We start from the raw sequence: 13,395 nt of genomic DNA on the forward strand, positions 1-13,395 counted from the left end.
CGGGGCGGTGGGGAGTATCTTCCCCTCCCCGCATATGCCAGCGGCTCATGATCTTGGACCATGAGCCGAGAGGGGGGCCTGCGGTTGGTGTGGTTCCTGTGAGGTGGTGGCCGGGGTCGTGGGCCGGACCGCTGCGCCAACGGTCCCCGTGGGTGCGCCGGATCCGCCGGACGCGCGCGGTCGCCGGTCAGTCGATGTCGGGCGGGACGGTGCTGCCGCTGTGCATCAGGCTCCGGCCGAACTCGACCATCTTCTGCGCGTAGTCCTCGGTCCAGTCGGCCCGCTCGGCGACCTCCGCCAGCGGCAGCCGGTCGAAGCGGCGGGGGTCGGTCAGCTGCGCGGCGGCCATCGCCTGGAACTCCGTCGCGCGGTCGGCCGCCGCGCGGAACGCGAGGGTGAGCTCGGTCGCGCGGCCGAGCAGGGCGCTGGGGTCCTCCATCGACTCCAGCCCGAAGAAGTGCTCGGGGTCGGCGGTGGCCTCGGGGGGCTCGAACAGCAACTGCGCTGGCTTCATGCGGCGGGGGGCGGGTGCCGTACCGCGTGGATCGGGAGCCGGCTGCGGCTCGGACATGTACCTACCTCCATGGTTGTGTGCCGCATTCCATTGTCCCGCCCTGCGCAAGGGGGCAGCTGGGGGTGCCGCTGGGGGCTCCCGCGGCGCGGTCCCGGGGTTCCGCTTCCGGGCCGGACCTGCCGTCATGCGGTGGCCCGCCGCGGCGCCGGGAGAAGGAGTGCGACCGCCGCACGTCGCGGGCTGACCTGCCGGGTCCGGGTCCGGGTCCGGTGGCCGAACCGGGCCACCGCGGCCACGGCGCGGGACCGTCGACCACCCCCGCAGCGGGACGCGGTGTTCCGACAGGTGGGCGAGTGCGGAGGGGTTCGCTTCCCAGCCGTCCGGGCTGTTTCCCTCGGCCGTCTCCGGCGGCGTGCCGGACTCCGTCCTGCGGATGGGGCGGCGCCGCGCTGATCGCCTGCCGAGCAGGTGGCGGAGGGGCGTCAGGGACGCCAGACCACCCGGTGCTCGGACCAGTGATCCCAGGTGGACATCATGGCTTCCCAGCCGTCCGGGAACTTCACGGTGACGCCCAGCTGAACGGGGTCCGTGGCGGGGTGTTCGTCGAGGAGTTCGGTGACGCCGGCGCGGCAGACGACGATGCAGGCGTGCCGGTGCCGGGAGGCGAGCACGCACAGGCGGCCGGTCTCCAGGTGGAAGGCGGTCGCGTCGGGGCGGCCGGAGAGCGGGTGGAGGACGACGGTGACGTCGAACTCGCGGCCCTGGAGGCGGTTGGCGGTGTCCACCGTGACGCCGGTGACGCCCAGCTCGGCGAGGGCGGCGCGGACCGCCGCCGCCTGGTCGCGGTGGGCGGTGCCGACCGCGATCCGGGCGGCCGTCAGCGGCTCCGGGTCGTCGCTGTGCTCGCTGGTGGCGGCGCCGCCCCGGTCCAGTAGCCGGCGGACGACCCGGGCGAGGGCGTGGACCGCCTCCGGGTCCGTGCGGGGGGTGTGCCGGGCGGGCAGCTCCAGCAGGCCCCAGCCGGACTCCGCGGCCTCGTCCAGGACGCGGTCCACGGCCGAGCCGTCGCCCCGTACGCCGAAGGCCAGCCGCCGGTCGCCGGGGCCGGTGCCGCTGCGGAACGGGGTGTAGGGGTAGAACGCGCCGGACACCAGGGGCGCGGCGGAGGCCGGGAGCCGCCAGGAGACGGGCAGGCGGTGCTGCGGCAGGTCGGGGTTGTGGGCGAGGAGGGTGGAGACGGCGCTGGTGGAGGGGTCGTAGGAGAGGCCGGCCCACTGGTCGGCGCCGACCACGCTGAACGGGTCGAGTTGGCCCGGGTCGCCGACGAAGAGCGCCCGCTCGAAGAGGCCGGCGACGCTCAGCAGGGCGTCGGAGCGCATCTGGTACGCCTCGTCCACGATGGCGTGCCGCCAGGGTTCCTCGACTTTGGTGTAGGCCCACTTGGCGGCGGTGGAGACGACCACGTCCAGGGCGGTCAGGTCGGCGATCTTGGCGGAGGTGCGGACGGCGGGCAGGTCCGCGAGGGCGGGGTCGAAGGCGTCGGGGTCGCTGCTGTGGAGGCGGCCCACCGGGAGGTCGGGGTCCTTCGCGGCGAGGCGCAGGACGAGGTCGTCGACCTGGGCGTTGGTCTGCGCGACGATCATCAAGCGGCGGCCCGCTGCGGCCAGTTCGCGGGCGGCGCGGACGACCAGGGTGGACTTCCCGGCGCCCGGCGGGGAGTCGACGACCACGCCGCGGCGGGTGCTGTGCAGCGTGTCGTGCAGGATCGCGTCGGTCGCCTCGGCCGCCGCCGCGGCGGGGTCCACGGGCGGCGGTACGGGCAGGGGCTGAGGGGGCGTCATACCGGGGTGGCTTCCGGGGAGTTGGCGGGCGTGGGGCGGTGGACGCGGGTCACAGGAAGTCCTCGGGGGTGACCGGATCGGCGGCGGGCGCCGCGTCGCCGGGGCCGGGCGGGGGACCACCGTGCGTCCACGGCGTGTCCTCCGGCTCCGGGAGGGTGGGGCCGCCGCGCGGGGCGTGCTCGAAGAGCGTCCAGCACAGCGCCTCGCCGGGCTCCGGTACCGAGCCCGGCTCGGGGGTGCGACCGCGCCCCATGCCGCCGGTGAGCCGGACCACCGGGGCGCCGTCCTCACCGGCGGCGAACGCCACGAACTCGGCGGTCTGGGTGCGCCCGTCGGGGAACGCGCGGTAGAGCTTGGCGCCCTCGGCCAACGGGGGACGGTCCTCGGTGCGCAGCGTCACCAGGGGGCGCGGCATCGGCCGCTTGCCCTCGGAGAGCGCCATCTCGACGGCGGTGACCGTGCCCTGCAACGCCTCGCCGGCGAGCCGTCGGGCGGCCATCACCAGCGGGTCGTCCAGGGCTTCCTGGGCGTCCAGTTGGGCCTGCGCGCTCTCCCGGGCGGCGAGCTTCTGGGCGGCGGTGACCGCGTCGTCCTGCTTGGGCTGCGGTGGCTCCCCGGCGCGGATCCGGTCGCGGTGGGCGGTGTACGACCAGCGGTCGCGCTTCCAGCGGTCGGTGACCCGGGCGCCCTCGGGGAGGCACCGGAGCAGGTCGATGCCCTGCCAGACGGCGTCCCAGGTGGGCCGCAGTTGGCTCTCGACGAGGGCGCGGACCTCCTCGTCGGCGCCGGGTGCTCCGGCGTCATAGCGGGCCATCGCTGGGGCCAGCAGCCGGTTGTCGAAGGCCGGGTCGGTGGCCGGTCCGGCCGGCGGGCAGTGCAGCTGCCCGTTCGCGTCGCGGGCCGCCTCGGCGAGCTCGGCGGCCCGCTGGGCCGGTACCCCGGCCGGCGGGGCGATCCAGGCGAGCAGCGCACCCAGGTGCTGGTCCTCCAGGACGCTCTGGCCGGTCGCCCAGTGCCGGGTCAGCAGGCCCGTCATGGAGAGCAGCAGGGAGGCGCCCGGCACCCGGGCCCGCTCGCCGAAGTGCGTGAACCAGCGGCCCAGCAGCGGGACGTGCGGCGGCGCGGGGTAGGGCGTCTCCGGTTCCTGCTCGGCCGTCCGCCGGAACCGCATCGAGCGGCCCAGCAGGCGGACGTACGCGATGCCGGCGGCGCTGGGCACGATCAACTGGGGTGCGTCGGCGCACAGTTCGACCTGCACCGGGACCTTCTTGCCGGTCTCCGCGTCGGTCTCCTTGCGCTCCTCGAACTCGACGTCGTCGGCGAAGCCGTCCACGTAGGGCAGCACCGCCTCGGCCAGGTCGGCGAGGAAGGCGAACCGCAGGTCGCGGTCCCGGGGCTGAGGGACCGTCAGCAGCAGCGGCTTCTCCCGGTCCGTGCCGACCAGGGCGCCCAGCGGGGCACCGGCCTCACCGGCGGTGGTGAGCGGGACGAGGACCAGCGGTTCGGCGGCGAGGTGGCGGTGGCGGACCGTGGTCAGCGGCTGGGCCCGCCCGGCGGCCACCGCCTCCATCCGGGCCAGCGTCTCGATCAGTGACATGTGTCCTCCCCGTGCCGGGGGGCAGGTGGGGGCGCGGCGTGCGCCGCTCCAGTGGGGCCGGCGCTTGGGCCGGGGGCAGTGGTGCCGGCGAGGGCCGCGGCGCGCAGTGCGGCGGCCGCGCGGAGGGCCTGGACGGCCGGGTCGTCGGGGTCCGCGCCGGGCGCGCCGGCGGCCGCCGCCAGCGCCTCCTCGATGGTCCGCAGCCCACCCAACTCGCCCCGTGCGCCGCGGCCCAGGCTCTCCACCGCACCGTCCTGGCGGGACCGCTTGCGGCAGTGGAAGGCCAGTTCGCAGGCGGCCAGGCACTCCGGGGCGTAGGCCGCGGAGACCGCTTCCACCGCCTCGGTCAGCTCGTCGGACGGGCGGGTCGCGGTCCGGCCGTCGTCGGTCAGCCCGAGGTCGAAGGTGGTCCCCGCCGGGAGCGCGGCGGCGATCTCCTCGACGCGGGTGAGCCGGGTCAACTGGCGCCGGGTGGTGGCGAGTTGCTTGCGGATGTCGATGGTGGCGGCGGTCGGGAGGTTGGAGAAGTCCTTGGGGCAGACCAGCAGCGCCCGCTCGCGGACCCGGACGGGGCGGCCGGTGTGCGCCGCGGTGTGCTCGGCCACCGCCTCCAGGGCGAGGACGTAGACCGCCGCCTGGCGGGCCGCGGCGCCGACCTTGGCGGCGTCCGCTGACCCGTCGATCATCGGGAAGGACTTGATCTCGACGACCGTCCAGCTGCCGTCCGGATGCACGACCACGGCGTCCGGCTCCACGTAGGCCGGCGAGCCGGCGACCTCCATCGCCAGCAGCGGGTGGTCCAGCAGCGCCCAGCCGCCGGCCGCGGTCGCCTCGCGCAGCGCCAGCGCGGTGCGCGCCGCCCGGCCCTCGGGACCGGCCGCGGACAGATCGGGCCGGGCGACCGCGCCGTCCTCGGGCACCGCCGTGCCCGGCGCCAGCCGCTCGCACACCAGCCGCAGCAGTTCGATGCCGCCGTCGGCCTTCACCCGGGCCTCGAAGGAGTTGCCGCGGACCAGGGCGAACTGGGACTGGCCGTTCCCCGCGGGCGAGCCCAGCGCGCGGGCCAGCGCGCCCTTGTCGACGCCCGCGCCGTCCAGCAGCGCCCGGCGTCGGCAGCCGGGATTGGCGGCGAGCGCGGCGAGGGCGCGGGCATCCAGCGACCGGGGGCGCACCCCCGGTCCGCGCAGCTCGGTCAAACGCTGCCGCAGGCTCGGTGGGCTTTCGCGGGAAACGTTCACCTGCCGAAGTCTCGCATCCATCACGCCCGGTGCCGGCACCGGCTCCACCGCGGCAGCGAGCGCCACGCACTGCGGCCGGCGCCCCCCTGCCGGGGCCGCCGGCCGGGTTTCCGCCGGGTGCGCGATGATGGAAGGGCCGCGGTCAGCGCCGCCCGCGCCCAGCGAAGCACGACGACAAGCCGGGAATCCGGCGAGAGGTACGACCCATGGCACCGCGCATTCTCCTGGCCCGGCACGGGCAGACGGAGTGGTCCGTCTCCGGCCGGCACACCGGACGGACCGACATCCCCCTGCTGGACGAGGGGCGGCGCGGCGCCAAGCTCCTGGGCGAGCGGCTGCACCGCGCCCCCTGGGACGGCCTGCCGGACGTCGAGGTCCGCACCAGCCCCCTGGTGCGCGCCAAGGAGACCTGCGAACTGGCCGGCTTCGGGACGCGGGCCCAGGAGTGGGACGCACTCCTGGAGATCGACTACGGCGCCTACGAGGGGCTCACCCCGGCGCAGATCAAGGCCGACCGGCCGGACTGGCTGATCTGGCGGGACGGGGTGCCGGCGGGCGAGACGCTCGCCGAGGTCTCCGCCCGGGCCGACGAGGTCGTCGACTGGGTGCGCTCGGCCGACCGCGATGTGCTGGTCTTCGCGCACGGCCACATCCTGCGGGTCCTGGGTGCGCGCTGGCTGGGCCTGGACATCTCCTTCGCGGCGCGGCTCCGGCTGGCGCCGACCTCCCTGTCGGTGCTCGGCTGGGCGTATGACGAACCGGCCGTGGTGAGCTGGAACGACACCGGGCACCTCGACCTCGACTGAGCGCCGCCGCCCTCGGCGGGGGGCGGCCCGGGGCGGCTACCGCCCCACGGGTTCGCCGGCCGCCCGGTAGTGCGCCAGGAAGTCGGCGACCGGGCCGCAGCTGCGGTAGGGGCCGAGCGCCCGGGCGGCGTCGTCCAGCATTGCCCGGATCCGGGCGGAACGGACCTCCGCCAGCAGGGTGAGCGCCTGGAGAGCGGCCGTGGCGGCCTCTTCGGCGGCGCCGCTCGCCGCGAGGTTGCCCGCCAACTCCGTGGTGAACAGGGCGATGTTGCGGGTGAAGTGAGGATCCTGCAGTGCCACCGCCCGGCGTGCGTGCTCCGCCGCGCGCCCCCGTTCGCCCAGTGCCGCCCAGCACTGTGCCGTGAGGCCGGCGAATTCGGCCTCCCCGTAGAAGGTCATCCACTCCGGATCACGCTCCCCGGGCCCGGCCGCGAACAGCCGCTCGGCCCGGGTCAGCGCCTGCGTGCAGCCGGTACGGTCGCCGAGGCCCGCCCAACCGCCGGCCTCGCGCAGCGCCAGCAGCGACCGCAGTCGCGGTGAGCCGAGCCGCTTGGCGGCCTGTTGGGCGGCCTGCGCGGCCCGTACCGCCTCGCGCGGCCGGCCGGCGTCGCGGGCCAGGAAGGCGGTGTTGCAGAACGCGTGCGCCTCCAGGGCGGCGTCGCCGCAGACCCGGGCGGTGGACAGCGCCTCCGCGTAGTGCGAGCGGGCGTCGTCGAAGCGACCGGAGTCGTGCGCCAACCAGCCGACGGAGATGGCGAGTTCGCCCGCGCCGGCGTGCAGCCGGTCGTAGACCGCGCGGCGTTGGGTGCCGGCGTCCAGCAGTTCGTAGGCGACGCGCAGCGGTTGGGCGGCGCGGTGGTACAGGCCGTCGGCGCCGTGCCGGTCGTCCAGCAGGCGGATCCGGCGGACGGCTTCCTCGACGGCGGTGGCCTCGGCGGCGCCGGCCCGGGCGCCGGGGGCGGTACGGGGTCCGGGCACGGACACGGTGTAACCGTCCGGCGGAGCCGGCGCCTGCGCCGGGGGGCCGGCCGGGCAGAAGCCGGTCAGGCCCAGGGCGGCCGCCGGGCCGCCGGTGATGAACGCGCGACGTAGCACGTCGCTCTCCTTGCAGTTCTGGATACGGGTATCGCGGTGGTCGGGGTCGGTCGCCAGGGCCGCGGCGCTCGTTGCCGTCGTACGCGCCCCCCGTCCGCGTACCGTCTCCCGCGGCGCGAACCCCATGTCGGGCAGCGTCAGCCCCGGGAACATGTGCCGGAACACCCGTTCGTAGGCGTAGTTCGGGCACCGGATCTCCCCGGACTCGACGCGGCCCACATAGCGGGCGTCGCACGAGACCTGCTCGCCGATCTCACGGGCGGACCGTCGGACCGCCGCCGCGAACTCGCCGGGCGACAGCCGGCCGCGCAGCTGTCGGAAAGCGGTGTTCGGGCGGGCGGGTACGGTGCGGGACGACGCTGAACGCTGAGCTTGCGACGCCATGGCGGACCTCTCCGTGCCCTACTCCGTGCCATCGTGTGACCGTGCCGCGTCCTGGCGGTGCGGCGGGTCGACGGTACCCGCTGTGACGGGTCGGCCACCCTGCGTTTGGCAACAAACCGGAATATCTCACCCGTGATCCGCCATGAAGTGCCATCCTTTGCAGCGTTCCGCCGCCGTAGCTGTTGACGCGTTTCTCCGTTGAAGACGGTGTAAAGGGTGTGGCGCGTGCAGAGGAGGGGTTCTCCGTGTGGGAGACCGGCGTCAGCAGGGGTGGCAAGGAGTCCGCGGGTCGGGCCGCGGGTCGCGAGGGGCGTATCGCCCCGGTGGCCGCCGCCCAGCCCTGTGACCTGGTCACGGTGCCGGCCCGGCAGGGCCTGGAGGCGGTGGACATCCTGCGGCTGCGGGACGGCGTCGGCCCGGTCCTGCACGACGGCGCCTGCGACACCCTCGGATTCCTGGTCCCGCCGGGGACGGCCGACGGCTGGGACGTACCGGGCAGCGCCTGCACCCAGACCTCTGCGCGCGGGGTCCCCTTCGGCGGGCCGGACGACGGGGCGGTGCCGGGGCCGCCGGTGCAGGGCACCGGCTGGCTGGTGCCCCCGGAGGGCGCGTACGCCGATGCCACCGACCCGGTGGTGCTGCGTGCCGCGCTGGGGGAGGCGGCCCGCACGATCGAGGCGGTCGACCGCTGCCAGTGAGGCGGTGGTGACGGTGCGGGTGAGGTGACGGGTCCGGTCCGCCGGTGGGGCGGCGGGGCGGGTGAGGGGCGGCCGTGACGGCCGCCCCTCCGCCGTTTCCGGACCGGCCGACCCGCCGGCGGACCGGACCCGTCAGCGCTGGGAGAGCGAATGCCCGTCGGGTACCGGCGCCGGGGACGGGTCGGGCAGGGAGACGCCCGCGGGCAGGCCCTGGGGCGGGGGGCCGGTGGGTGCCGTCGTCGGACGGGTCCGACGCGAGGCGACGCGGGCCTCCTCGTAGACGGCCATCAACTCCTGGGCGCTGCGGTCGATGTCGTAGCGCCGCACCACCGGGGGCACCGGCAGTCGGACCACTCCGGTGCGCCGCAACTCCCTTAGTGCGGCGGCGAGTTCGTGTACGCCGTGGCCGAAGCGGCGGGCGCCGGGGGCCTGGTCGTCGGGGAGTTCGTCGACGACCGGGCAGCTGCCGTGCAGGACGTGCAGTCCGCAGGCCAGGGCCTCCAGGGTGGCCAGTCCGAACGCCGCGTCGGGGGACGGCGACACGAAGACGTCGATGGTGGACAGCAGGCCGGGGATGTCCGGCTCGGCACCGGCCGTCGGCCCGTCCGCGCTGCCGCGGGCGCCGAGCAGGTGGATCCGGTCGGCGGAGCCGAACTGCCCGGCCATCCGCCGCAGCAGCTCCCGCTCCGGCCCGTCCCCGGCCAGCAGCAGGTGGACACCGGGGAGCTGGGTCACCGCCCGGACCAGGACGTCGAACCGTTTGCCGGGCACCAGCCGGCCGGCGCCGCCGACCACGAACGCGTCGGGCGACAGGCCGAGTTGGGCCCGGATCGTGGCCCGGGCGGCCGGGTCGTAGGCGAAGCGGTGCGCCTCGATGCCGTTGGGCACCACGTGGATCCGCCGCTCGGGGACGCCCCAGCGGCGCAGCCGGGCGGCGACGGTGTCCGAGACCGCGACGGTCGCCGAGCCCAGCCGCTCGGTGGCCCGGTACAGGGTGCGCACGCCGCGGGTCAGCCGCCGGCCCTCGATGACCGCGTCGCCCAGCGAGTGCTCGGTGGCGACCACCGCCCGGACGCCGGCCATCCGGGCGGCGATCCGGCCGTAGACGCAGGCCCGGTAGAGGTGGGTGTGGACGAGGTCGGGGCCGACGGTGCGGATCAGGCCGGCCAGGCGGGGGAGCGCGGACAGGTCCCGGTTGCCGGTCATGCCGAGGTGGGTGACGGGGGTGCCGTCCGCCTCGATGGCCTCGGCGAGCGGGCCGGGGTTGGTCAGGGTGACGACCTCGCAGTGGGCGGGCAGCCGGCGCAGCAGCAGCCGCAGCTGCTGCGCGGCGCCGCCCACTTCGAGGCCGGTGATGACGTGCAGGACTTTCACCGGATCCCTCCAGGGGTAACGGCCAGGGTGGCCTGGTCAGCGGCCGGGTCGGCCTCGTCGGGGGGCAGCGCGCGGCGGTGCGGCGGACGCGGGGGCCGGCCGGCCGGGGCGGCCGGCACCGCGGCGCCCGGGGTCACCGGCCCGCCCGCCGGAACGGCGACCGGGCCGCGGCCCGCAGCAGGATCCGCAGGTCCTGCCCCGGCGACCAGCCGTCGATGTAGAGGTTGTCGAAGCGCGCCCGGTCCTCGGCGCGGGCGCCGTCGCGCAGCCCGTGCACCTGCGCCAGACCGGTGAGGCCGGGCGGCATCCGGAGTCGGGCCGCGTAGCCGGGGTGCCGGCGGGCGAACTCCGCGGCCCGGGAGGGGCGTTCGGGGCGCGGCCCGACCAGGCTCAGCTCGCCGCGCAGCACGTTCCACAGCTGCGGCAGCCCGTCCAGCGAGGTGCGCCGCAGCCATCGACCGAGGCGGCCCGGCTGGGCACCGGGGCGCGCGGTGCGGAACCGCAGCAGGGCGAAGCGCCGGCCGTCCTTGCCGACGCGTTCCGGCCGGCAGAACACCCCGGGCCCGTCCACCAGCCGCACGGCCAGTACGCAGCCGAGCAGCAGCGGTGCCGTCAACAGCAGTGCCACCGACGCCAGGACGAGGTCCAGCGCCCGTTTGACCGGCCCGCCGGACCGGGGCCGCGCGGTCTCCAACGGCCGGCAGGCGAAACCCCACAGGTGGCCGGTGCCCGACCCCGCCGGCCGCCCGTCGTGACCCGCGGCGGCCCCGGCCAGCCAGACGGCCGCGCCCTGCCCGAGGAACCGGCGGAGCAGCGCCGCGGCGTACGGGTCGCTCTCCGGCGGCAGCAGGAACACCGCGTCGCGGACGGTGTGCCGGATGACCGCGCGGGTGACCGCCTCGGAGGAGCGGAGCGGCGCGGGTCCCGCGCCGGCCGGGGCGCCCTCGGGCCCGACCGGCCCGGTCGCCACCACGCCCACCGGGCGCAGCCCGTACTCCGGGTGCGCCAGCAGCGCCGCGGCCAGCTGCCGGGCGGCCGGCTCCGGGCCGACCAGCAGCGCCGACCGCGGGCGGCGCCGGGCGGCGGCGCGCCGGGCCCGGTACACCACGGCCCGGGCGGCGCCGGCCAGCGCCGCCTGCGCGGCCACCGCGACCGGGAGCGCGACCGGGCCCAGCGCGAGCCCGGGGCGCAGCGCGGCCAGCGCCGCGGCCACCGCGCACCAGCCGGCGGCGGCCCGGCCCAGCAGCGGCGCCAGCTCGTCCAGCGCGGCCGGGGCGGGGCCCGGACGGTAGAGCCCGGCCCGGGAGTTGAGCAGCAGCAGGACCGGCACCAGACCGGCGAGCAGCGCCGGGTCCGCTCCTACGAGGAGGAGTGCGCCGGTGGTGGCCAGTGCGTCGGCCGTCGCCAGCAGGGCGGGGACGGCCCTCCGCGGCACGGTCCGGCCGGACCGTGCCGGTGACGCCGGGTCGGGCGCGGGGCGGCGGGGCGGCCGGACCGGGACGGCGGGCTGAGGCAGCATCCCGGCCGGCGGCCGGGCGCACCCCTCGGCGTCGACTGCGGGAGCGTCCGCGCGCTCGGCGGTCATCGCCCGGCCCGCGCGGCGGTCAGGACGGGCGGTACGGCGAGCAGCTCCCGGTAGAGGTTCAGCACCGCACCCGCCATCCGCTGCACGTCATGGGCCATCCGTACGTGGTCCGCGAGCCGTGCGCCGAGTGCCGTCCGCCGGTCGGGGTCGGCCAGCAGCGCGATGACGGCCCGGGCCAGCGCGGCCGGGTCGCCCGGCGGCACCAGGCAGTCGTCCGCGGCGTCGGCCGGCAGGCACTCCCGGGCTCCGCCGACGTCGCTGAGCACCACCGGCCGGCCGCAGGCCATCGCCTCCAGGGGGACCAGCGCCATCCCCTCCCACCGCGACGGCACCACCACCAGGTCCGCCGCCCGGTACCAGGGGGCGGCGCTGTCGACGGCGCCGGCGAAGAGCACCCCGGGCGGTGCGGCCCGCCGCAGCGCCGCCCGGTCCGGCCCGTCCCCGACCAGCACCAGGCGGGCGCCCGGGACCGCCGCGGCCACCTCGGGCCAGGCCCGCAACAGCGTCGACTGGCCCTTCTGCGCGCACAGCCGGGCCACGCACACCACCAGCGGCGCCCCCGCCGGCACCGTGTCGCGCAGCACGGGCAGGGCCTCGCGCGCCGCCGCCCGGGCGTCGTCGTCGGTGGGCGAGAACCGCCGCAGGTCCACGCCGTTGGGGATCACCACCCACCGGCCCGTCACCCCCACGGTCGCCCCGCGCCGCCGCTGCGCCTCGCTCACGCACAGCACCCGGTCCGTCCAACGCGCCGCGTACCGCTCCCAGACCCGCGCCGCCCACCCGCCGACCACCTCGAACGGCCAGCAGTGCGGCTGGTGCACGGTCGGGATCCGGCCGCGCAGGGCCATCCGGGCGGCGTACCCGGCCCGGGGCCCGTGGGCGTGCACGAGGTGGGGGCCGGTGCGCCGGACCAGCCGGGTCAGTCGCCGGCGCCCGGACAGCGTCGTGCCGAGGGCGCCGCGGGCGGACCAGAGCACCACTTCGGCGCCGGCGACGGCGGCCTCGACGTGCAGGGTGCCGCCGGGCGGCGCGGCCACCACCACCCGTAGTCCGGCCGCCACCTGGGACCGCACCAGGTCGGCGACGACCCGGGCGATCCCGCCGTCGACCGGCTGGGACACATGGAGGACCGTGAGTCGGTCCTGGGACGGCAGGTCTTGTGGCAGCACGCGCACTGCTCCCCTGATTACCGAGCTGTCAGAACTCCGCGAGAATTGCCGGTGCCCGCCGTTCAGTGCCGCAGATCGGCCTGAACGAAGAGCGCGCCGAGCAGATATCCCGCCTTTCGGGTGGTGAAGCGGAATGCCAGCCGATCGCCCCCGGACCGGAGCGCCGGCGTCAGGTCGAAGACCTCGGAATCAAAACCAAGGGTGGTGCGGTAAACGGGTGCCCGGGGTGTTTGCCGATCAGAATTCGGGCCGGTCGAGTGCACCGCTCCGTTCGCCTGATCGGTGGAATCGTGAAGCTCGACCGGGGTAATCCGACCGGCCCGGGCGGAGATTGTGTGTTGCTTTTCGTGCGTTCCGTGGTAGGCCACGACCCCGGCCTGCCCGTGCGCCCGCGCCGGAATGCGCAGCCCGGCCAGGTGCACCGCGAACGCCCGGCGGCGCCCGCCCAGCGGCTCGAAGCCGTCCCACAGCGCCAGCCGTCGCAGTGGCTCCTTGGGGTTCTCGTAGGCGACGACCAGCGCCCAGTCGCCCCGGGCCCGCCCGCGCTCGGGGGCCGGCCGGGCCACCGCGTACCCGCCCGGGCCGCCACGCCGCACCACCGCGGTGACGTCCGCGGACGCCTGGTAGTCGTCGGTCCTGGCGGTGGTACGGCGCCCGATCGGGCTGTCCGCGCGCACCTCCTGGTACCGGCCGCGGGGCCCGGCGAGCAGCACCTGCCCGGCGTCCCGGGCCGCCGCGGGCCCACCGGTCCGCAGGTCGCCGCCCCAGTACAGCCGGGCGTAGCGCACCCGGGACCCGGCCGGCAGCCGCAGTCGGGCGGGGCCGGTCCGGCGGGGGGCGGGGCAGGACGGGCCGGTCGGGGTCGCCCGGCGCGCCGCCGGACGGCAGGGCACCAAGGAATGGGCGACCCGTGCGAAGCCGCCGCGCCCGGTGGCGTGGAAGCGCTCGGCGAAAGGAATTCGGGAGGATTCCCGGGGAGCCGGGGCGGCTACTGCCGAAGTCAGCGAGGCCGACAAAGCCAGGGCCGCTAGCGCGCATACGGCGCCGCGCCCGGTGCGGTCCATCGACTTCGGCATGACGTCCTCTCCGGCTGC

The 13,395-nt window shown here is 76.8% G+C and carries 11 protein-coding genes; 2 read left to right on the top strand and 9 right to left on the bottom strand.

Features of this window, described 5'->3' with window-relative positions:
* Positions 1-187: 187 nt before the first annotated feature.
* From ACO0M4_RS24280 to ACO0M4_RS24295, 4 genes are all read right to left on the bottom strand, one after another.
* The gene (locus tag ACO0M4_RS24280; RefSeq protein ID WP_430373034.1) at positions 188-571 is read right to left on the bottom strand and encodes a hypothetical protein; all 384 of its coding nucleotides are present in this window, start codon (positions 569-571) and stop codon (positions 188-190) included.
* A 425-nt stretch (positions 572-996) separates the two neighbouring features.
* Positions 997-2,355 carry an AAA domain-containing protein gene (locus ACO0M4_RS24285; RefSeq protein ID WP_430373035.1) on the bottom strand — a complete coding sequence of 453 codons (1,359 nt, stop codon included), beginning with the start codon at positions 2,353-2,355 and terminating at the stop codon, positions 997-999.
* Between the two features lie 49 nt (positions 2,356-2,404).
* Positions 2,405-3,952: a hypothetical protein gene (locus tag ACO0M4_RS24290; protein ID WP_430373036.1), complete on the bottom strand. Its 1,548-nt coding sequence runs from the start codon at positions 3,950-3,952 to the stop codon at positions 2,405-2,407.
* Positions 3,943-5,211 carry a hypothetical protein gene (locus ACO0M4_RS24295; protein ID WP_430373037.1) on the bottom strand — a complete coding sequence of 423 codons (1,269 nt, stop codon included), beginning with the start codon at positions 5,209-5,211 and terminating at the stop codon, positions 3,943-3,945. The genes ACO0M4_RS24290 and ACO0M4_RS24295 overlap by 10 nt, the downstream gene beginning before the upstream one ends.
* A 185-nt stretch (positions 5,212-5,396) precedes the next feature.
* Here ACO0M4_RS24295 and ACO0M4_RS24300 point away from each other — a divergent pair, with 185 nt between their 5' ends.
* The gene (locus ACO0M4_RS24300; RefSeq protein WP_430373038.1) at positions 5,397-5,996 is read left to right on the top strand and encodes a histidine phosphatase family protein; all 600 of its coding nucleotides are present in this window, start codon (positions 5,397-5,399) and stop codon (positions 5,994-5,996) included.
* Between the two features lie 36 nt (positions 5,997-6,032).
* On the opposite strand, the gene ACO0M4_RS24305 is transcribed toward ACO0M4_RS24300, so the two are convergent.
* Positions 6,033-7,475, bottom strand: a complete 1,443-nt coding sequence (locus tag ACO0M4_RS24305; RefSeq protein ID WP_430373039.1) for a tetratricopeptide repeat protein — start codon at positions 7,473-7,475, stop codon at positions 6,033-6,035.
* A gap of 218 nt (positions 7,476-7,693) precedes the next feature.
* Between ACO0M4_RS24305 and ACO0M4_RS24310 the strand changes: the two genes are divergently transcribed.
* Positions 7,694-8,173: a hypothetical protein gene (locus tag ACO0M4_RS24310; RefSeq protein ID WP_430373040.1), complete on the top strand. Its 480-nt coding sequence runs from the start codon at positions 7,694-7,696 to the stop codon at positions 8,171-8,173.
* 132 nt (positions 8,174-8,305) lie between these two features.
* Here the strand turns inward: ACO0M4_RS24310 and ACO0M4_RS24315 are convergent, their stop codons facing one another.
* The 4 genes from ACO0M4_RS24315 to ACO0M4_RS24330 form a co-directional block, all read right to left on the bottom strand.
* Positions 8,306-9,547 (bottom strand): glycosyltransferase, encoded by a 1,242-nt coding sequence (locus ACO0M4_RS24315; protein ID WP_430373041.1) that lies wholly within the window; start codon positions 9,545-9,547, stop codon positions 8,306-8,308.
* A gap of 133 nt (positions 9,548-9,680) precedes the next feature.
* Entirely contained in the window at positions 9,681-11,132 is a 1,452-nt protein-coding gene (locus tag ACO0M4_RS24320) for a sugar transferase (protein WP_430373042.1), read from the bottom strand.
* Positions 11,129-12,301, bottom strand: coding sequence for a glycosyltransferase family 4 protein (locus tag ACO0M4_RS24325; protein WP_430373043.1), 1,173 nt, complete (start codon positions 12,299-12,301; stop codon positions 11,129-11,131). The genes ACO0M4_RS24320 and ACO0M4_RS24325 overlap by 4 nt, the downstream gene beginning before the upstream one ends.
* A gap of 62 nt (positions 12,302-12,363) precedes the next feature.
* Positions 12,364-13,377: a hypothetical protein gene (locus ACO0M4_RS24330; protein WP_430373044.1), complete on the bottom strand. Its 1,014-nt coding sequence runs from the start codon at positions 13,375-13,377 to the stop codon at positions 12,364-12,366.
* Between the last annotated feature and the right edge of the window lie 18 nt (positions 13,378-13,395).

The sequence above is a fragment of the Streptomyces sp. RGM 3693 genome, from assembly GCF_050471125.1.
Taxonomy (GTDB): domain Bacteria; phylum Actinomycetota; class Actinomycetes; order Streptomycetales; family Streptomycetaceae; genus Streptomyces.

Bases quoted from the DNA above. Each gene is read 5' to 3' on its own strand.
- ACO0M4_RS24300 (WP_430373038.1), top strand. From the start codon at position 5,397: ATGGCACCGCGCATTCTCCTGGCCCGGCACGGGCAGACGGAGTGGTCC.
- ACO0M4_RS24320 (WP_430373042.1), bottom strand. From the start codon at position 11,132: ATGACCGCCGAGCGCGCGGACGCTCCCGCAGTCGACGCCGAGGGGTGC.
- ACO0M4_RS24330 (WP_430373044.1), bottom strand. From the start codon at position 13,377: ATGCCGAAGTCGATGGACCGCACCGGGCGCGGCGCCGTATGCGCGCTA.
- ACO0M4_RS24305 (WP_430373039.1), bottom strand. From the start codon at position 7,475: ATGGCGTCGCAAGCTCAGCGTTCAGCGTCGTCCCGCACCGTACCCGCC.
- ACO0M4_RS24290 (WP_430373036.1), bottom strand. From the start codon at position 3,952: ATGTCACTGATCGAGACGCTGGCCCGGATGGAGGCGGTGGCCGCCGGG.
- ACO0M4_RS24280 (WP_430373034.1), bottom strand. From the start codon at position 571: ATGTCCGAGCCGCAGCCGGCTCCCGATCCACGCGGTACGGCACCCGCC.
- ACO0M4_RS24295 (WP_430373037.1), bottom strand. From the start codon at position 5,211: ATGGATGCGAGACTTCGGCAGGTGAACGTTTCCCGCGAAAGCCCACCG.
- ACO0M4_RS24285 (WP_430373035.1), bottom strand. From the start codon at position 2,355: ATGACGCCCCCTCAGCCCCTGCCCGTACCGCCGCCCGTGGACCCCGCC.